This window comes from Laspinema palackyanum D2c (assembly GCF_025370875.1).
In the GTDB taxonomy this organism is placed as follows: domain Bacteria; phylum Cyanobacteriota; class Cyanobacteriia; order Cyanobacteriales; family Laspinemataceae; genus Laspinema; species Laspinema palackyanum.
In genome coordinates this window covers 70,108-90,359 of sequence record NZ_JAMXFD010000006.1, presented here as the reverse complement: position 1 = coordinate 90,359, position 20,252 = coordinate 70,108, and the positions used below count along the sequence as shown (strand labels likewise).

Here is a 20,252-nt window from a genome sequence, read left to right as displayed (position 1 = left end):
CGTAGTAACGACTTCAGTCGTTATCCAGTCTCAGCCTGTTGTTCGTAGTAACGACTTCAGTCGTTATCCAGTCTCAGACTTTCTTGAAAATGGGCCGCTTCCTACCCCTTCAAAAAACCAAAACAATCAAGTTTCGCCTCCTTGAAGTTGGTCAAGCGCACCCCTCTAGTCGCTCACTGGCTTCTTTTTTTTGCGCTTAGACACTTCTTTTTTCCGGCGAGTCCCTACCACAGAAACCGCCTGTTCCACCGGATATCCCACCCGGGGAATCACCTGATACAGTCGCTCTTTTTCCAGTTGCTTCAGTTCGGTGTAATCCACCCAGTGAATACAGTCCACTGGACAAGTGTCGATCGCCTCTTGAATCACATCCTCCGGGTCTCCGTCCTGGCGAATCACCCGGGAACGTCCATAATCCTCCTCAATATAGAAGGTATTTCGCGCCACATGAGCGCAATGTTTGCAGCCAATGCAAGTCGGTTCGTCCACATAGACGCCATTTTGTCGCAATGCGCCGCCTAACTCTGGCTCCAAACCTGAACGTTCCGGGGCATCCCGTAACGCGCCACCTAACTCCGGTTCAAGACCCGAACGGTCCGGAGTTTCGGGGGTTGAGAACTCAGAAAACTCTTCCATTAGCTGGCCCAACGTTGCAAGACAACCCGGATCGAACCATCTTCATTTTTTTGCTGTTCGGCAATTTGAAACCCTTGTTTCGCCGTTTCATTCACCACGGTGTGATAGGCATAGCGCTGGGTCACTTCATTCAAAAACCGATTCACGGTCCAGGGTTGCTGCCAATATTGCAAATCAGCCACCAGGGAATATTCTTGGCCGTTCCAAGCAAACCCGATGTCATATCCATTGTCTTGGGCGATCGCCACTTCGGCGTTGTGGGTTAATCCTTTATAACCCCGGACCTCCGTCGGTCCAGATTTCCAGTCAATTCCCAACTCCGTTAACGCCGATTGCAACGAAGTCAGATTGCGAATTTGGGTCTTAATTTGGCTGAAATGTGACATAGTTGATGACTCTCTTGTGCTAACAATGGTGAATCAAAGGGAACCAGAAACAATTAAATTGCAGTTTTACAAAAATTTACCACTCACTCCAACTCGCTTGGGCGGTTGCAGTCTGGGACAGTTCTACCACTTGGGCAAAATGTTCCGAAGTCTTGGACTGGACCAGGACCTGTCCCAGTTGAGCTTCGATCGCCGCTGTGACCTCTGCACAGGATGCACCGACAATGCCAGTGACTTTTTCCTGCACTCGACCATCGGGGTAGATGACAAATTCGAGTGTTTCCATGAGTTTGGTTTGCTTTTTAGGTGGTTTTAATTCATAACCGGGCATCCCCAGCAACGCCAGTCATGCCTTTGGGTCAATTCAGGGATCCGAGACTGCCCAGCTTGGCAAGTCCTGTTAACTTATTGTGACCAATCGAATTATATTGAGTCATACCTTAACAAAATTTATTACCGATTAGAGTAAATCACTCAATATTTGCTAAGTTTCCCCTAAGTTGCAAGAGTAGTCAAGTGATCCCCACTCCCAGATTTGAAGGGGCAGCCGCTGGAGTCCCAGCCATTTCCAACCCGCCCCCATCCTGGCGATTCCGCTACAGTCAGGCCGCTTCACCTCTTGCCAATCCCGGTGTACCCGTCTGGAAACATTGACACAATTGATGCTCCCCCCTAAAAATTTTGATAGGTCTGGCCCCAGTTTTTCCGTTCATAATTCTTTACAAATCTCGGCGCATCTCACCCCAGAAACCGTGCTGCTGCTCAACTTCCGTTAGATAATGAGAATCTGTTTAATTCAAGGAATCCCCCATGAGTAACCCGCAAACCCCCCACTCCTCAACCTCAAACCCCCTGCGCATCGGTGTTCTCGGGTTTGGAGGCTTAGGACAAGCTGCCGCCCGGATCCTTGCCCCCAAACGCGAAACCCTCTGGGTGGCTGCTGCTGATAAACAAGGCTATGCTTACAATTCCCAAGGCTTAAATCCCGATGCCTGCATCACCACCTACCATCAACAGGGGTCCCTCGGCTACCTCGAACCCGGTGGCATCCTCAGCAATGACAGCATCGCCGAATTAATTTCTCAAGCTGACGTGGATGGGTATTTCCTCGCATTACCCAACCTCCCCAATACCTTCATGGCATCGGTGGCAAGACAATTTATTGAGTCTGGATGGCGTGGCGTGTTAGTAGACGCCCTGAAACGCACCAGCGCTGTTGAACAGTTACTCGAACTCCAGGATGACTTACAAAAAGCCGGGATTACCTACATGACAGGCTGTGGTGCCACCCCCGGCTTATTAACGGCTGCTGCTGCGTTAGCCGCCCAAAGTTTCGCCGAAATCCATAGCGTGAAAATTACCTTCGGCGTCGGAATTGCCAACTGGGAAGCCTATCGCGCCACAATTCGCGAAGATATTGCCCATATTCCCGGTTATACCGTAGCCCAAGCAATGGCGATGAGTGATGCAGAAGTGGAAGCCTTGCTCGATCGCACCGATGGCAAATTGGCGTTGGAAAACATGGAACACGCCGATGATATCATGTTGGAATTGGCGGGAATTTGTTCACGCGATCGCGTCACCGTTGGCGGTATTGTCGATACCCGCAATCCGAAGAAGCCACTGAGTACCAATGTGCAAATTACAGGTCGCACCTTCGAGGGTAAAATCTCCACTCATACCTTTACCCTAGGAGATGAAACCAGTATGGCGGCGAATGTTTGCGGCCCTGCGTTTGGGTATTTAAAAGCCGGGGTGCGCTTGCATCAACGGGGGATTTACGGGTTGTTAACCGCAGCGGAAGTGATGCCGTTGTTTGTTCAGTAAGTCTAAGGGGGCGATCGCCGGATGAGTTTTGAAGTGCGATCGCCCCCGAGTTGGATTAAGTCAGGCGATCGGGGAGGGAACCGCTGCTGTCAACTCTTGGAATACTGCACCGCGATCGAGCAGATCCTGTTTCACCTCCTCCGAAAGCCCCATTACCTTAGAAAAAATCGCCCCTTCTGCGATCGCGCCATTCAAATTCGCACCCCGCAGGCGCACCCGCACCAACTTGGCATGATTCAACTTCGCATCCACCATCATCGCCCGAAACAAGTTCGCCCCAGTGAAGTCCGTATAATGCAACGTGGCGTAACTCAAGTCCGCACCCCCCAAGTCTGCATCCGTGAGGTCCGCACCACTTAAATCCGCACCACTGAGATTCGCGCCGGTTAAATTTGCGCCGGTCAAATTTGCCCCACTGAGATTCGCACAATAGAGATTAGCCCCGATTAGGGTAGATCGGAAGAAATCACACCCAATCAGTTTGGCCCGAAATAGATTCGCCCCAAACAAGCTCGTGCGAAAGAAACTGACACCACTTAACTCTGCATTACTCAGATCCGCCCGGAACAAGTCCGTATCGCGAAAATCTCGTTCTCCAGCAGCATACCGTTCTAGTAGTTCGTTAGCATCCATATTTTTAAGCGGGTTATTTTACGGCTGACTCTTCTATTTTCTCAGAATAAGGTAGTTATTTGGGAAAGTTTAAGGTTTGGCTAATAGTTGGGGTTGGGGTGAGTCGGGAGTGTTCGGTCTGGGTTGGCAGGGGAGAAAACCCCGAAAAACCTGGCCCGATACAAATCCGCAACCCAGAAATTCGCTGACTATTTAATCGTGTAATAAAGCATCAAGTAAAACCCTGGACCATGCCGATGCAGGTGAAAAAATCGAACTCATATAAAAAAATGTGGATTAGGTTTTCTTAGTAGAAGAACAGCTAATCCACCCCTTTAAAACTACTCTTCCGGTTCGATTCCTGCAGCCCGAAGTTGAGCCACTAATCGTTCAGCCCGTTGATGTTCCTGTTCAGCCCGTTGATGTTCCTGTTCAGCCCGTTGGCGTTCCTGTTCAGCCCGTTGGCGTTCCTCTTCAACTCGTTCTGTACCCCACAAGAGTAAATTTCCCGCTTCATCCCACCAGCGTAGCCAGTATCCGGGACGATTTTCTCGTTGTCCTTCCCAGACTCCAAGAAATAGCTGCATTTCCGGAATCCAATAGCGGTTTTCTTCATTGGCTGATTCCAGTTGATACCGCTGATTTTCTCCTAAACGATACAGTTCTAAGGTTCCATCTTCTAAGTCAAAAATGCCATAGTTAGGAATTTGCAAAATCTGCTCGTAATAGAAGTATTTTCCCGGGGGATAGGTCGCTTTTATGGAATACTCTCCCCCTTCGGTTTCTGATAAAAACTCCAAGACTAGAGTGGGAAGTTCCCCTTGCAGTCGCGGGGTATAACTCCGCTCAACTTCGGAACGTTTAACCGTAATATGGGGAATATACGCCCAATCCGGTGCTTTGACGACGAATTTGTCATTGAGGGTGGCACAAATGCCGTAATTGGTGGGGGTCAGGGCCGTTTCCGGTAGTTTTCCCGCTAACTCCAAACTTTCGGTTAAGGCTGCTGCCAGAGTCGGTTGATTAATATTATCCACTGGGTCATCAGGCAGCACAAAATCATCGGGCAACTTTTCCCAGGTGATTGTGTAAGTAGGGGATGTAGCTAACATGATGATTCCTGCCAGGGTAGGGTTCATTACCTTACTATATCATGCCTCTGGGTCCGGCGTCCTGTGGGGGTGATTTATGAAGCGCCCTGATGCTTAGGGTTTGATTGAGCCGCTCAGAAATTGCCCTTAACGATAAATCGGCTATGATGATTGACACAAGCGTTAGGTTCATTGATTATTCTATAAGGGTTCGGGGCGGTGTACTGTTCTGCATCAATTTACGGTAGTTGACAATTATTAGTCAGGAAAAATAATGAAAGCACTCAAGGTTATGGCAACGATTGATGAACAGGGGCAACTGACTTTAGATTATCCTCTGATTACCGATAAAAATAGTCGATTTGAAGTGATTGTTTTGATTGCTGAACCCTCAGAAGTCGATGAAGAGGAAGAATCGAAAGCAGCACTTCTACAAGATTTTCAGCAGGCTTGGCACGAAGCAATGACTGGACAAACTATCCCGATCGCCCAAGTTTAGAAAGGGATTGAAGATGTCTTATCAACCTGTCATTTTAGGCCCAATGTGAACAATTCGATAGTGCTGACGATGACATTTACTGTATGATTACAAGCTATGATCAGCAGGAGAGGGAAAGGACAGAAGATGCCTAGAACGCTTAGGTGTAACCTGTTTATTTCCTGCAACTTACCCTTAATTCCGGATTAATGAAACGACTGATTTCTCTGACGATTAGCTTGCTTATTCTGGCTCTTATTTACTGGAAAATTGATTTTCCCCGGTTGGTTCAGGTTTTCCAAAATTGCGATCGCCTCTGGATGGTGGTGAGTTTGGGAATGGTTGTCCCCCTGGTGGCGATTACCAGTTGGCGTTTACAGCAGCTTGCACCGGCAAGTTCAGGGCTGGATTTTCCCGAGGCGAATCGGCTGATTCTAGCTTCTAGTGTGTTAAATATGGTGTTGCCATCGAAAATGGGGGATATTGCTAAGGCTTATTTTATGCGCGATCGCGGGCATTTGAGTGGTTCTTTGGCCCTCTCTTTGGTAGTGTTTGAAAAAGCCTGCGATTTGATGTCTCTGCTATTATGGTGTGTTTTTGGCTTGCTCTTATATCCCGCAAAAGATGCTCTATTTTGGGCGATGACGACGGGAGTTACCGGAGGGTTAATCGTCGGGTTATGCTTATTGAGTTCTCCTCAGTTTGCTCGGGTCTGTTTTGGAATAGCGTCCCGTTTGGCTCCGAAAAAAGTTCAAATCAAGCTTGACAAATTGCGCTTTTCCTGGGGAGAAATGCACGATTATTTTTGGGGCGATCGCCGTCGTTTGCTGACGGTTACCCTAACTTCTATTTTCCTCTGGTTTTGCCATCTCTTACAAATTTGGTTCTTTATTCTCGCCCTCAATGCCTGGACACCATTTTTAACTAACCTCGCCCTCTCTCCCTTAGCCATTCTCGCCGGTTTGATGCCCTTAACCTTTGCCGGAGTCGGAACCCGCGATGCCGCCTTAATTTTGTTTTATCAGCCCTATTTTGGAGAAGCAACGGGAGCAGCTTTGGGATTACTTTGTACCTCTCGTTATTTGCTCCCAGCTATTGCAGGATTACCGTTTTTAGAGCGATATTTATCCACCCTCCGCACCCAAAATCGTTAGGAATTATCTAGGATTTATTCTCCCGAAAATTGCTGCTGTTCAATGATGAATAATTTACGAAAATTCCTAACTGCTCCTATTTCCCACCGATTCAGTCCCCTTGTTATCTTTTGGTTCAGTTTGATCTTGACTTTTGCAACTATTTATGGGGCAATGGTCCTGCAAAAAGCCTTTAGCGTTGAATATATGGTTCAGGATGATGCAAGGCAGCACGTCTTTTGGATGCAGCGATTTTTAGACCCGGATTTATTTCCGGGGGATTATATTGCGGATTATTTTCAATCGGTTGCACCCGCCGGATATACGGCAGTTTATCGCGGGATGGCATGGTTAGGAATTGAGCCATTATTGTTGAGTAAGTTGCTGCCGATCGCCCTAGCTATTATCACTACAATTTACTGTTTTGGGTTAACCTTCCAGTTATTTCCGGTCCCCTTGGCTGCATTTATCAGTAGTCTGTTGCTGAATCAAAGTCTATGGATGAAATTTGATTTGGTTTCTGCAAGTCCCCGCGCTTTTTTATATCCCCTATTTGTGGGATTTCTCTATTATTTATCACGGCATCAGTTATTGGGCAGTTGTGTAGCGATCGCCCTCTTGGGACTCTTTTATCCCCAGTATGTTTTCATCGCTTCCGCTATCTTGCTCTTGCGTCTAGTTTCTTGGCAGTCTTGGCGGATTTTTCTTTCCCACAATTGGCGGGATTATCTGTTTTCAGGAATCGGTTTAGCGGTAGCATTTGCAGTGATGTTGCCTTATGCCTTGAAAACTAATGAATATGGTCCGGTGTTAACGGCTGCTGATGCCATGACTTCCCCGGAATTATGGCCGGGAGGACGCAACCCATTTTATCATAAAAACCCCTTTTATTTCTGGTTAATTGGAGAGCGATCGGGAATTTTACCACCTTTGTTACCCCCGCTGATTTGGATAGGAATTTTCTTGCCCTGGGTTTGTCGGTATCCTTCCCGGTTTCCTTTAGTTTCTCAACTTTCTCCGGCATTACAGGTATTAAAAAACCTGATGTTAGCAGCAGTTTTAATGTTTTTTACAGCTCATTTGGTATTATTTAAACTGCATTTACCCAGTCGCTATATTGACCATAGTTTTAGAATTGTTTTAGCTGTAGCAACCGGAATTTTAATTGCAATTTTGATAGATTGGGCATTGGAGGTTTTAACGCCATTTTCTGGACAGTTGCAACAGATTCTTGCAGCAGGAATGACGCTATTTTTCACCGCTGCCCTAATTTTTTATCCGAACTATACGCCAAGTTTTCCTCGCACCAATTATCGTCCGGGACCCTTGCCGGATTTATATCAGTTTTTTCAACAGCAACCCCAGGATAGTTTAATCGCTTCTTTAAGTGGGGAAGCGAATAATTTACCGACATTTTCCCATCGGTCTATTTTAGTCGGGCGGGAATATGCCATTCCCTATCATCAGGGATATTATCGCGAATTTAGTCAACGGATGCGGGATGTAATTCGCGCTCAATATAGTGGGGATAAAACAGTGGTGCAAGGGGTGATTGAACAGTATGGCATCGACTTTTGGTTAATTGAGCAATCGGCGTTTGAACCCGGGTATTTTACCCGAAATCGCTGGTTGCAACAGTATCAACCGGAGGCGGATGAGGCGATCGCCTCTTTGAAATCGGGAAATCTGCCGTTTGTTGCGGAGGCGATCGCCCCTTGTACGGTATTTGAAACGGGGGATTTCCTAGTCCTCCAATCTCAGTGTATAATTAACGACTAACTGTGCATCCTCTGCCCCATTCAACCGGGTTAGTTCCGTTCCCTTTCCCCAACTTTACCCTCTTATCTATGGCAATGCCCAATTTGCATCGATTCTTGACAGGTCCCTTGGAAAAATCTCCAAAATCTACGGTGATTTTTTGGCTGACTTTAACCTTAGCTTTTGCTACAGTTTATGGAATTTTGATATTACAGCAGGCGTTTAGTATCGACTATGTGGTACAAGATGATGCGCGGCAGCACGTTTTTTGGATCCAGCGTTTTATCGATCCGGAATTGTTTCCCAATGATTGGATCGCCGATTATTTTCAATCCGTTGCACCAGCGGGATATACTGCCTTTTATTGGATTTTCGCCAAACTGGGCATTTCTCCGATGCTGCTGCATAAACTCCTACCTCCTATTTTAGGATTAATCACGACAGTTTTCTGTTTTGGCATCACAATGGAACTGTTGCCAGTGCCCGTTGCAGGATTTATCAGTGGGTTATTGCTAAATCATTATATCTGGATGCGGGATGATGTGGTTTCAGCAACTCCCGTGGCGTTTGTTTATCCCCTATTTACTGGATTTCTCTATTTTTTATTGCGGCGAAAACTCTGGTTAACAGGGGTATTTGTTGCCCTTTTGGGATTATTTTATCCGCAATGTTTGTTAGTCGCAGTGGGAGTTTTAATTTTACAATTTTTGCGTCTGAGTGATTGGCGTCCTCATCGGAAGCACCCGGGAAATCTGTATCAATTTTATGGAACTTTATTCGGAATTGCAGCGATAGTTATTATCGCCTATATGTTAAAGTCCGATGATTATGGTCCCGTGATTACTGCTGCTGAAGCTAAAACTTTGCCCGAGTTTTTAAAGCGGGGGAAAAGTGAGTTTTTTAGCGAGGATTGGGGCCATTACTGGTTTACCGGACAACGGAGTGGAATGATGCCTCGGTTTGCAATAATTTCCCCGTTGATTTTAGGAGGAATTTTACCACTTTTACTCCGATTTCGCGGGGCTTTTCCTTTGTCGGTTCAGATAAAACAGGCAGGTATTTTGCTGGAGATTATTCTGGCATCGTTAGGAATGTTTTTCCTATCTCATCTGCTGTTATTTGACTTACATTTACCCAGTCGCTACACGGAACATACCTTTAGGATTGTCAGTGCGATCGCCGCTGGAATCACCGTCACCCTGCTGATGGATGCACTTCTGATTTTGGGGGAAAATATAAATCAAAAAACTATCACTCGGGTTGGGTGTTACTTAATTTTAGCCGCACTTATTTTAGAACCTTTAGGGTTAAAACGATTTCCTCGCACGGATTATCAATTTGGGTATTTCCCAGCATTATATGAATTTTTTGCCCAACAGCCAAAAGATATTCAAATTGCATCAGTTACCGATGAAGTGAATAATCTTCCTTCGTTTAGTCAACGATCAATTTTAATTGGGAATGAAGGGTATGTTGTACCTTATCATGAAGGGTATTATGCAGAAATCGAGGAACGGAGTATCGATTTAATTCACGCCCATTACAGCCCCAATTTAGCGGAAGTTGAGCAGTTTATCACCGAATATGGTATTGATTTTTGGTTAATTGAAGAAGGGTCGTTTACTGCCTCATATCTGAAAAACGATCGCTGGATGATGCAATATCAACCGGCGGCGAGTCAGGCGATCGCCCAACTGGAGAAGGGAGTGACCCCGGTTTTAGCAAAAGTTGGCGATCGCTGCACGGTATTCCACTTCGATAAACTTGCCGTCTTAGATTCTGCCTGTATTCTCACTTTCAATTCATCCGATCTATGATCTCATCCCGATTTCTTCGCATTATCTCCAACTCCTCGCGACAATGGCAAATTTTCTGGCTGATTGCCACCCTCGCTGTAGCAGCAATTTTTGCAATTTTTGCCTTAAAAATGGCTTTATCTAACCCTTATATCATCCAAGATGATGCTAGGCAGCACGTCTTTTGGATGCAGCGATTTTTAGATCCGGACTTGTTCCCAGATGATGTGATGGCGGACTATTTTGAATCCGTGGCCCCTGCTGGATATACCACCCTTTATCATATCGGGGCTAAACTGGGAATTAATCCATTTTTATTCAATAAAATCCTGCCCTTACTTCTGGTCCTTGTCGCCACTTTCTATTGCTTTCAAGTGGTGATGGAGCTTTTCCCTGTGCCATTTGCCGGATTTATATGCGGATTGCTGCTGAATCAAAACTTTTGGTTACAAGATGATATTCCCTCCGCCACGCCCGTTGCTTTTGGCTATCCCTTATTTTTAGCCTTTCTGTATTACTTCCTGCGAGAAAATCTCATCTTAACAGCAGTAACCATTGCCCTCTTAGGACTATTTTATCCCCAGTGTGTTTTTCTGGCATCAGGTCTTTTAGTGTTCCACTGTTTGTCCTGGAATCAAGGCAAAATTTCTCTATGTCCCCACCGGAAAAACTATTTAATGTCTGGGATTGGTTTAGCTGTAGCCCTGGCAGTGATGTTACCTTATGCCTTGAAATCTTCGGAATATGGTCCAGTTCTAACCGCTGCCCAAGCCAAAATTTTATGGCCCAGTTTTTTTATTGATAATCCTTTGGAATATTGGTTGTGTTGGCGGCGAACCGGGATATTTCCCAGTGAATGGTGCGAACTTTCTTTTACTTTGCCTCAAATTTGGTTAGGGGTTTTGTTGCCGGTTCTGTGGCGATTTGCTCCCCGGTTTCCCCTGGCTGAAAAAATTAGCCCCAGCCTGGTTCTGTTGCCGCAATTATTAGTTGTTTCTTTGACTATGTTTTTGGCAGCTCATGCTCTTTTATTTCAACTGCATCTTCCCAGCCGATATACGGAACATAGTCTGCGACTGGTGATGCCGATCGCCGGAGCAATTTCCTTGACGTTGATTTTAGAATGGCTGGTTCAAAAACTGCGGACGACTCCGGCAAAAAACTCCAAATTTATATGGGGAATAACCGCTTCTGCTTTGTTGACCATTTTGCTAATCTATCCGATTCTGTTAAGAAAATTTCCCGATGTAGATTACAAAATTGGCAAATTCTCACCCCTCTATGAATTTTTAGCCACTCAACCGAAAGATACGTTAATTGCCGCCATTGCTGAAGAAACCGATAATTTGCCTGCCTTTACCAATCGGTCTATTTTGGTTAGTCCTAGCTATGTGATTGGCTATCATCAGACCTATTATCAAGAACTCAATCAACGGGCAATAGAACTTTTGACCGCTCAATATAGTGAAAAATTGGATGCGGTCCAGCAATTGATTCAAAAGTATGGGATTGATTTATGGATTGTAGAACGGTCCGCCTTTACCCCGGAGTATTTAGACAAAAGCCCTTGGTTGCGCCGCTTTCAACTGACCGAAACTCAACCGCTTTTTAAGGCTGCCGAACAAGCTGAAGCAGCACTCCGACGAGGGACGGTTCCGGCATTAGTGGGAGCGATCGCCCCTTGTACTCAGTTTGAGGCGGGCGATTTTGTCGTACTCCAGGCGGAATGTCTGACCAAGCGTCGCCGTTAGCGATCCCCCAAATTTACGGCGATCGCTCCCTTATTTTTTACCTTTCCCCGAGGGGAACTGATCGATCTGCGCCGAACCATAAAAGACAATTTCCTGGTTTTGCAGTCGAATCCGATCCACTCGCAATTGGCTTCCCTCTAAGGCAAATTTATCTAAATCCAGCAAGTCATTGACATGATTAATCAATTCCTTACCCAGATCAACCGCCTTTTCGTCTCCGCCATAACTCACTTCGATAAATTGGATTTTCCTACGTTCTTCCACCTGAACGCTGGCAGTCATATCCAGAGCGATCGTTGTGTCAGAGTTGCCTAAACTCACTTGGGACAGGATTTGAATTCTCTTATCGGGGGTGAGGTTGACCTGAGTTTGGTGAAAATTCAGGGACTCCCCTTGATACTGTAATCTTTGAAGTTTTTCGACTACAAACGGTGTATTAAAGGAACTGTTTAAGTCAGCTTCGGTTAAAACCACTCTCATGCTGGCGCTGGTGGGTCGTCGTAACTGGACTTGACCGGCAAAAATCGCGCCAATATCAATGGCGACCGCTTGCAAGTACAATTCCATGTTCTCGATCCGCAGGCCATTATACATCAGCATTCCTTTGCCAATGAAGTCAAAGCCATCGACGCTGCCCTGCAACAGCTTTGTTACGGGTTCTGCTCGGACATTGGCTTCAACTTTTTCAGATTTCTTGAACAACGCAGCGATCGCAGCTCCGGCTACTTTACTAACGAGGGCATCACCACTTTGATTTTGAAACGGTTTACTGCCAAACAATGAGGATACCATTTTTTTGCAGGGTTGTTTACTGCTCCATTATAACGGTTCATTACAAAATGTAAACTTTTGTGATGGTTATGGTCACCATAAGGGAAACCGGGGGTAACCCTGGGGAAGAGGGGGAAATTTGCGGAATTTACCCGGGTTGATTCTGAGTCCCTAAAGCCCTTAAACCTACGCCCAGTAGTCCGTTCACTTTTTTAATTCCTCGGATAGCCCTGCCCTGGTGGCGGACAGATTGGGTGGGGCCTTTACCTGGATTTGAGGAGATTCCCCTCAAAAAATCTATCTTTTTAAGGAGAAATTCCAGCAGAAATCCCTTCCCGAGTTCATCCTTGCGACCTTCTGCGTTCTCCCAAAGGCGTCCCTTCCACACAAGCCCCTTCCAGTCTTGCTCCTAGCCATTGCGTTTGCTCCATCGCGGCACAGAGCAAATTGGACCCGGTTAAATTAGCCCCACAGAAGATCGCCCCATTGAGATTGGCTTCTTCTAAATCAGCAGAGGATAAGTCGGCACCGGAAAGGTTGGCGGAACTCAGTTCGGCCCCTTGCAGGATGGCGCGATTCAGCAGGGTCCCGCGCAAATCTGCCCCGCGCAAGTCTATCCCGCTCAAATCCAATTGGCTACAGATGGACCCGGCTAAAAAAGCCCCAGCCAAGCTGGCATCCCGCAGGTTGGCATCAACTAAAATCGCCCCGCGCAAGTCGGCATTCCGACAATCGGCCCCCGATAAAATGGCCCCAGTGAGGTCGGCACCGCGTAAGTTGGCGCGCAATTGCGCCCCACGCAGGTCGGCACCGGAGAGATTGGCTCCCATTAAATTGGCCCCTTGCAAGTTAGCTAGGGCCAGATGAGCGCCGCTTAAGTCGGCACCGGAAAGCTCGGCATTTCGCAAATCTTTGATTTTTCCTTGTCGAATCGCTTGTAAATCCATGAGAGTTCGGTGAATGGGTGGGTAGGTGGGGGAGATGGGGAAGCTGGGGAGATGTTTGTAGTAACGACTTCAGTCGTTTCCTCGTTACATGGCTGAAGCCATGTAACGCTCTCTTAGAGGCTATCCCTCCAGTCCCCCATCAAAGGCGGTAGACTCTCCCATTGCTCCTGTGATGGCTTATGCCATGACAGGAGAGTAACGACTGAAGTCGTTACTACGAACAGGAAGAAACGACTGAAGTCGTTACTACGAACAGGAAGAAACGACTGAAGTTTTTACTACGAACAGGAAGAAACGACTGAAGTCGTTACTACGAACAGGAAGAAACGACTGAAGTCGTTACTACAAGCATCCTCCCTATCTCCCGACTAGGCTTCTTCTAACCAGACATTGGGCAATTGAGAAGGGCGATCGGGGAGTTGCATGAGGCCCATTTCTGTGAGTCGGACGATGTGGGAAAGGGTATCGACTAATTGGGGGTCAAAGCGGGTGTTACTGCGAGCTTGACATTTTTCGAGGGCATCGGATAAACTGCGGGCCGATCGCGAACCGCGAGATTGGGTGAGTTCTTGAAAATAGGAGACTAACCCCAGAATTTGGGATTCTAAGGGAATATCTTGCCTTCGCAGTCCATCGGGTTTACCACTGCCGTCCCAATATTCCAGGTGATGTTTGACAATGTGGGTGACGGGGGCTAATTCAGGCATTGCTGAGAGTAATTGAGCGCTGAGAATAGCCCGATCGCGCCAAAAGGTTAAGCTGACTTCATCTAACTCTCGGGAGGTTTTGGCAAAAATTTCCAGGGGTGCCGAAACTAACCCAATCCGGAAGAGTAACCCCGCCAGTCGCAGTCGGCGCAGTTGCAGGGTTGGCAAATCTAGCAGTTGACCCACGGTTTCCGATAAGGCTGAAACTTGCAAACAAGCGCAGGGATTGGCTTCGTCCCGTTCATCGACGCGCTGGGCCATGCGTAAGAAGGCTTGGAGTTTATTCGCATTCAAATTCCGGCTGATTTTCAGGGCCCGCCCTTCTAATTCCCAGAGTTCGCGGGTTTGGCGGCTCATGGTCACCAGTTGCTGTTGCGACGTTTGCAGGTAGGTGACGATGCGGTTAACCACCCCGGTCATATCGGTCTGGGGAAGACCTTTGGTGTTGAGAATATCCTGGAGTTGTTGCCGGAGGCGATCGCACAAGGGCGAATTGTAGGGCCGAAATCGTTCGATTAAAATTTCTGCGGATTTGGCGACGAGTTCGGGGTCAAAGGTCCACATTCCATAGAATTTGCGCTCCATATCTACGGAAGGTTGACCCTCGGGTAAATACTCTTCATCCGAAAGCTCGTGGCATAACAGCATGGCCCGATAGGTGGGCGCAATAATGATTAAATTCCATTCATGAACTAAGCTATCCTCCGGATCCAGTTCCACCAAGGAGACGTTTTCCAGTTCGCTGGTGCGGTGGGTGCTAAAGCCACTGTCCGAGAGGGCGGCGATCGCCACGTCACCGGAATGCTGGGCCAGGTCCCAATATCGTTCCGCTTCTTGCAAATACCACTTGCCTTGTTGAAAGGTGACTAAAACCAAGGGTTTCTGGTCAGAGTCTGCGGGAGAAGATTCCAAAAGATGATCTTCAAGGGCGTGGCACAGGGCCACGAGGGTATTCTTAAAGTAAACTCCATAGCTAGTAGGCAGTTGTCCGTGGGGACTTGCGGCTTTTAGCTGGTTGAGTGTGGATTCCGGATTCATCTTATCGGGCGATTTATTATTTTCCCCATCATACCGGGAATCGGGACTGCTGTGAATTGGGGTTTAAACGAAATCAAAGGGGTCTAGGCTGGTGGCGATGACATTTTGCAAGCGCGCATAATATTCCCCGGTTTCGCGATCGCGAAGGATGGTATCGGCACCATAAGCATCTGTCCCTTGATAGATTTCCAACCGTTCAAAGGTGAGATTGCCCACGAATTCGATAATATCTTCCCCTCTGGTAAAATCGGTAATCACATCGGCTTCTGTGGGACTGTTTCCCCCGGTGCCGGGACCGATGCCAAAGCTATCGTTCCCCGGACCTCCGGTGAGGGTATCGCGACCGTTTCCTCCAAAGATGCGATCGTTGCCCTCGCCGCCAAAGAGGATATCGTTACCGTTTCCTCCAAAGATGCGATCGCTGTCTTCCCCTCCATAGATAATGTCATCCCCAGCAGCGCCATACAGGTGATCATTCCCGGAACCGCCATAGATAATATCTTTACCCGCACCGCCCTCTATCCCATCGTTCCCTTCCTGTCCATAGATAATATTGTCCCCGGCGACTCCATAGATAAGGTCATTCCCTGCACGTCCGTGGATCCTATCATTCCCCGCCGATCCCATAATGCGATCGTCAACGGTACTCAGTCCGAGGGCCGAAGCTTCATCGAGGGTTTTCTCCATCCCCCGGTTGTTGGTGTTGTTGAAGTTCAGGCTTAACGCATCTATTTCTAAGCCGTTATAGGCCGGATCCTCACTGGTAATGGCATAGTGGATTCCCACCGAGGGCGTTCCATGTTGCAAACCGCGACTGGGTACATGGGGAACATCTAAAGCATTCACCATGATGCTTTGGGAGATGTTCCAGTTTTCTGGGGTAAAGGTGATGGTGAAGGTGGTGGTCTCTTCCGTTGTGGAGTGAGCCTGGGGAAAGCCCGGGGTCATGGTTAAGAGGTATTCCGGCAGTTCTACCGTGATCGTAACGGTGTCTGTCGGCTGCTGGGAAAGGGCGATTTTATAGGAGTCCCCCCTGAACCCTTGCAGAACCTCGGTACTGCCAATGGGTTCGATTAATCTCACCCCACCCGGGGTCACCGGAGGGGGAACATCGTTCGGGGGAACATCAATCAGGGTAACCTCCACGGGCTCCAATTCCCGTCCGTCGTAATCGGGGTCAGCACTGGTGGCCTGATGGCGGATTTTCAGGGGGCGATCGCCTTGGTCAATTTCGTCGGCGATCGCGGTGACGGTGATGGGTTGTGGGATGTCCCAGTTGTCTTCGGTGAAAATGAGCGGACTCAGGGGGTCAATTCCCCCACCCGTCTCGAAGGTGATGGTGACATCTGCGGTGGGTTTACGACTCAGAACCACCGAGTAGAGTTCTCTACTGCTGCCTTCCTGGACTTCCAGAATCTCGTCCGTAGGGGTGATAATCAGTTGAGGAAGATCCGAATCCGGGTCCTCGGGGTCCTCATCATCCTCGTCAATGACTCCCTTACTCAGACCTTTGGCATAGATTCCATAACCACTGCCATCTTGATCTTTACTTTGCCAGACAATGATGAAGTTACCTTGATTGTTCTGGATGATTGCCGGGGAGGATTGAGTTCCCTCAGTGTAAGCATTGATGGGTGCGGTTTCTTCGGGATTGAGAAGAGTGCCCGCGCGATCGTAGCGCTTGACGAAGATATCCGAGGTTGGGGAATTTTTTTGGTCTGAATAGGCGATCGCCAGAGTTCCATCGGCACCTATGGCTAGGGCTTTAGTTGCGACGTTGATTCCGGGATCGAGTTTAATTTCACCCCCGATCTCTTGGCCGGAATTGAACTCATAGCGTTGAGCATACAGACCCCCCAATGCATTGCCACCGCCACTTTCCCAAGAGATTGAGAAGGTTGATCCATCGGGGGCGATCGCTACGACTGGGTTCTCTTGGTTGCTCTGATCGGTCGTATTCACCTGAAATGCTTGCAGCTCCATTGGCCCCGTGGCGTTGAAGCGTCGGGCTACAATATTTTGAGCGGGTCCTTGTTGATTTCCGGGGGTAATTTGCTGCCACGCAATGACATAGTTGCCGTTAGCGGCCATTGCGAGGGTGGGGTTAGCCTGATTGACTCCCTCGTTACTCACCTGAAAGTCTTGGGTCAGTTCGTTTTGGGCATTGTATCGCTGCACGAAGATACCTGCATTCGCCCCGTTGCCCTCGGCCCCCACCAAGAGAATGTTTCCTTGACCATCTAGGGCTAGGGTTCCCTGGTTTCCGGTGTTAGTGAGTGAGGTGGCGATCGCCTCTCCTACGGGATTTCTATCACTGTCATACCGCTGGAGAACTATACCGTTTTCCGACCCCGCTTCTTCCCAAGCGACCACAAAGCTGCCATCCTCGGCGATCGCTACGATGGGATTTTGCAGATTGTTACCTATGGCAACTTCCAACTCTTCCCCGACGGGCTGCCCTTGATTGTCATACTGTTGCGCATAAATCCCCGGAGGATTCCCCTGACTTTCCCAGACGACGAGGGTAGTCCCCTGCCCGTTGCTATAGATGCGAGGGTTAAGCTGATCTCCCTCGACGGTTGTATTGACTTTAGTATCTAAACCCACTGTTAGCTCAGGCATATACACTCCTCCCTTTATGAAAAAACCCTTATCCCCCAAGGTTTGTGGAAACGACTCACCTTCTGAATTATTGGACTCTTTCATCAAGATCGAGGCAATAACATTCAGGACTTGACTTAATCTTAAGTGTCTGTTACCGATTTAGATATGGCCCAATCGAGAGAACTTTCCCTCTAAACTGGATTAATCCCGTATTCACATCTCTCTCAAAATACATAGAGGCGGCGATTGAGTGATACCCTCTTATACCCTCGGATGGATATAGCTCTGCCATTTTTGTGGGTTGGCGATCGCCTCGGGCATCGCCTTTATCGGTGTTCTCAATGCAGGTCCTTTAGTCATAAGTCCCTAAATGTCCAAAATTTCTAGTGGTTTTCCTCAATATAACATGATTATCCGGACCGTCAATTAAAGGACCCTGGGGAAAATACGCAGATAACGTGAGGCAACATATAATTTAATTAAGATTTGTAACGAAGTCATGGACTGTAACGAAATGGACACCGATCGCCCAGAGGACAGGTAGATTTACCGGCCTGATCGGCGATCGTGCGAGAGAACCGGGATCTGAGCCTAACCTACACCCCCTGAACCTCGTTCTCAGGCTGGGGGTGAATGAGAGAATGGGCATTTTGACGCATTGATAACGATGCAAATTCCCAATAACATCTTATATCTTCTGCAAAGTTCAGCGAATTTTTCAGTTTACCAAGGGCTACCAATCATGACAAAAGCAGCCCAATAATAGGGATGATTGAGATTTTGATTGGCTACCTGAGTGAGTTCCGAGGGCAGAGAAATGGTCCGATCTGGATTCTTAGCAATCCACTTCCCATTTTCAATCCGCCAGTCTCCCTGAATCATCGCGATTTGAGCGCGGCGTAAGGCTTCGGCTTTAATGTAAGGGCGGGTTGATGAAGCAGTGCCATCCTCATTGGTCCATCCCGACCTAAATTGATTATAAAACTCCGTCATTAACGCTACCGTTCCTTCATCGCTGATGTACCAGATACTAGCTAAAGCCGATTTAACCCCAGCCTGAACTGCTAACCCCGCAAAGCCTAACTCCGCATTGCGATCGCCGATCGCTGTCCGACAAGCGGATAGCACTAATAATTCCACCGGCGGTTCCGTCCAGTTCAGTCGGCGCAGTTCCGAAAGCGGGAGAGTTGTATCCCAGAGTTTAATAAAAGAATTACTCGGAGACCCGGGTTTAAAGTCCGCATGAGTTGCCAAATGAATCATCTGAAACGCACCTTTTTGACGGTACTCTTGCATATTTTTTAAGGTCAACTCTTCATTCAAGAACGATTGACCCGGCCACTCGGTTAGAATGCTGTTAATTTCCACCGGGACCGCCGGTAACGGATACATTTCCGCAAATTGGGAAACTCCCATTGCTAACAGTTGAGCATTGTTCAATGGGTTATAGTTCATTTCCGTTAAATTTACACTGGGGATGATGCCAATGGTATATTGTTCAATCAGAAATTGCTCCTGATTATATAGGGCAGATACCGGAAGCGATCGCAACCCTTCATCCATTGAAAACATCAAGGTATCAATTTCTAGTTCTACCAGATCCTCTGCTAAGGGTTGAATGAACCACTCATACAGTTGTTGGGCCGGAACTTGGTAACTTTTGGTAGTTCGGGACCGAGGATCAGCAATGGCCCTCCTAAAGTCTGTAACGACTTTCAGCAGGGTTTCGCGATCGGCCTCTTCGACTTTTTTATAAATCGGATTACCTTTGCTAGGCATGAGAATCAAGTCTAGTTGTTGATCTCGGACGAAAGTATAGAGAATGGCTGGCTTCGTCCCCGTGGGTTCGGAATCATGCTCGAATTTTTCTTGCAGTGCAGTAAAAGTTTTGAAATTACGTCCGACGGGTTGACCCAGATAAACACTGAGCTCTTCTGTGAAATACATATCCAGAAGGCTAATCGCTTCCGTCATATTTCCTTGATCAATCTGTTGTTCGATATCTATCCGGCTGATGGTGCGAATGTCGGGAGCATTTTGGGCTTCAACCCACACTGACATCTGGGAGGTTTCAGCCAAATAAGAGCCTCCAGAACCCATCCCCTGAAAATCAGGAAGAGGTGGCGCTAGGGTATTTGCAATCTCTGTTTCTCCTAAATTTGGCGCAACTTCTAGTTGCAGCGATCGCAGGTTACGCACGATCGCCTGTGATCTGGATTCCCCATTTGGAACTGCCGGATCAATAGGCGGGGTTGTGACGATCGGGGCGATCGGTAAATTCTCTCCCCCGTTCTCACCCGGAGGAATCGAGACATTCCCTCCCCCGTTATTAGCAGGAGGAACTGGGTTGGATATATTTCCTCCAGGCGGATTACTCGAATCCGGTGCCGGTGAAATAATGAACGGTGGAGGCACGGGATTCGGCTGTATTGGAGGATTGACAATGGGTCCGGTTGACGGATTATCCGACCCTATCGGTGGAGAAGTTGGATCGGGTTGAGTCGGAGTTCCATCACCCGGTTGAGTCGGAGTTCCTGTTCCCGGTTGAGTCGGAGTTCCTGTTCCCGGTTGCGTTGGAGTTCCTGTTCCCGGTTGCGTTGGAGTTCCTGTTCCCGGTTGCGTCGGAGTTCCTGTTCCCGGTTGCGTCGGAGTTCCTGTTCCCGGTTGCGTCGGAGTTCCTGTTCCCGGTTGCGTTGGAGTTCCTGTTCCCGGTTGCG

General features: G+C 47.9%; 17 protein-coding genes. 6 read left to right on the top strand and 11 right to left on the bottom strand.

Translation table 11 applies throughout. From position 1 onward, the window contains the following. Window positions 1–165: 165 nt before the first annotated feature. The 3 genes from NG795_RS09945 to NG795_RS09935 form a co-directional block, all read right to left on the bottom strand. A complete protein-coding gene (locus NG795_RS09945; protein WP_367288510.1) occupies window positions 166–636 on the bottom strand; it encodes a ferredoxin in 471 nt (156 codons plus the stop codon). Further along, window positions 636–1,022 (bottom strand): DUF1257 domain-containing protein, encoded by a 387-nt coding sequence (locus NG795_RS09940; protein WP_367288509.1) that lies wholly within the window; start codon window positions 1,020–1,022, stop codon window positions 636–638. Before NG795_RS09940 ends, NG795_RS09945 begins: the two co-directional genes overlap by 1 nt. Before the next feature lie 76 nt (window positions 1,023–1,098). Beyond that, on the bottom strand, window positions 1,099–1,308 hold the full coding sequence (locus NG795_RS09935) for a DUF2997 domain-containing protein (RefSeq protein ID WP_367288508.1): 210 nt from the start codon (window positions 1,306–1,308) through the stop codon (window positions 1,099–1,101). Between the two features lie 524 nt (window positions 1,309–1,832). Between NG795_RS09935 and bioU the strand changes: the two genes are divergently transcribed. After that, window positions 1,833–2,849, top strand: a complete 1,017-nt coding sequence (gene bioU / locus NG795_RS09930; protein WP_367288507.1) for a (S)-8-amino-7-oxononanoate synthase BioU — start codon at window positions 1,833–1,835, stop codon at window positions 2,847–2,849. A gap of 60 nt (window positions 2,850–2,909) precedes the next feature. On the opposite strand, the gene NG795_RS09925 is transcribed toward bioU, so the two are convergent. Both NG795_RS09925 and NG795_RS09920 read right to left on the bottom strand, forming a co-directional pair. Then, complete coding sequence (locus NG795_RS09925; RefSeq protein ID WP_367288506.1) at window positions 2,910–3,482, bottom strand: pentapeptide repeat-containing protein; 573 nt, start codon at window positions 3,480–3,482, stop codon at window positions 2,910–2,912. Window positions 3,483–3,802: 320 nt separating this feature from the next. Continuing rightward, complete coding sequence (locus tag NG795_RS09920) at window positions 3,803–4,573, bottom strand: Uma2 family endonuclease (RefSeq protein ID WP_367288505.1); 771 nt, start codon at window positions 4,571–4,573, stop codon at window positions 3,803–3,805. Between the two features lie 253 nt (window positions 4,574–4,826). Here NG795_RS09920 and NG795_RS09915 point away from each other — a divergent pair, with 253 nt between their 5' ends. From NG795_RS09915 to NG795_RS09895, 5 genes are all read left to right on the top strand, one after another. Next, window positions 4,827–5,051, top strand: coding sequence for a type II toxin-antitoxin system RelN family antitoxin (locus NG795_RS09915; protein ID WP_367288504.1), 225 nt, complete (start codon window positions 4,827–4,829; stop codon window positions 5,049–5,051). Between the two features lie 188 nt (window positions 5,052–5,239). Further along, the gene (locus NG795_RS09910) at window positions 5,240–6,184 is read left to right on the top strand and encodes a lysylphosphatidylglycerol synthase transmembrane domain-containing protein (protein WP_367288503.1); all 945 of its coding nucleotides are present in this window, start codon (window positions 5,240–5,242) and stop codon (window positions 6,182–6,184) included. Between the two features lie 126 nt (window positions 6,185–6,310). Beyond that, window positions 6,311–7,942 (top strand): hypothetical protein, encoded by a 1,632-nt coding sequence (locus NG795_RS09905; RefSeq protein WP_367288502.1) that lies wholly within the window; start codon window positions 6,311–6,313, stop codon window positions 7,940–7,942. A gap of 68 nt (window positions 7,943–8,010) precedes the next feature. After that, complete coding sequence (locus NG795_RS09900) at window positions 8,011–9,738, top strand: hypothetical protein (RefSeq protein WP_367288501.1); 1,728 nt, start codon at window positions 8,011–8,013, stop codon at window positions 9,736–9,738. Next, window positions 9,735–11,468, top strand: a complete 1,734-nt coding sequence (locus NG795_RS09895) for a hypothetical protein (protein ID WP_367288500.1) — start codon at window positions 9,735–9,737, stop codon at window positions 11,466–11,468. The genes NG795_RS09900 and NG795_RS09895 overlap by 4 nt, the downstream gene beginning before the upstream one ends. Window positions 11,469–11,498: 30 nt before the next feature. Here NG795_RS09895 and NG795_RS09890 read toward each other — a convergent pair whose 3' ends face one another. The 6 genes from NG795_RS09890 to NG795_RS09865 all read right to left on the bottom strand — a co-directional run. After that, entirely contained in the window at window positions 11,499–12,260 is a 762-nt protein-coding gene (locus tag NG795_RS09890; RefSeq protein ID WP_367288499.1) for an LmeA family phospholipid-binding protein, read from the bottom strand. A gap of 320 nt (window positions 12,261–12,580) precedes the next feature. Further along, the gene (locus NG795_RS09885) at window positions 12,581–13,186 is read right to left on the bottom strand and encodes a pentapeptide repeat-containing protein (RefSeq protein WP_367288498.1); all 606 of its coding nucleotides are present in this window, start codon (window positions 13,184–13,186) and stop codon (window positions 12,581–12,583) included. A 368-nt stretch (window positions 13,187–13,554) separates the two neighbouring features. Next, the gene (locus tag NG795_RS09880) at window positions 13,555–14,931 is read right to left on the bottom strand and encodes an HD domain-containing phosphohydrolase (RefSeq protein ID WP_367288497.1); all 1,377 of its coding nucleotides are present in this window, start codon (window positions 14,929–14,931) and stop codon (window positions 13,555–13,557) included. 63 nt (window positions 14,932–14,994) lie between these two features. Beyond that, entirely contained in the window at window positions 14,995–17,553 is a 2,559-nt protein-coding gene (locus NG795_RS09875) for a calcium-binding protein (RefSeq protein ID WP_367288496.1), read from the bottom strand. 705 nt (window positions 17,554–18,258) lie between these two features. Then, a complete protein-coding gene (locus NG795_RS09870; protein WP_367288495.1) occupies window positions 18,259–19,950 on the bottom strand; it encodes a CHAT domain-containing protein in 1,692 nt (563 codons plus the stop codon). A gap of 56 nt (window positions 19,951–20,006) precedes the next feature. Beyond that, on the bottom strand, window positions 20,007–20,252 hold a 246-nt coding region (locus NG795_RS09865), incomplete at its 5' end, for a hypothetical protein (protein ID WP_367288494.1).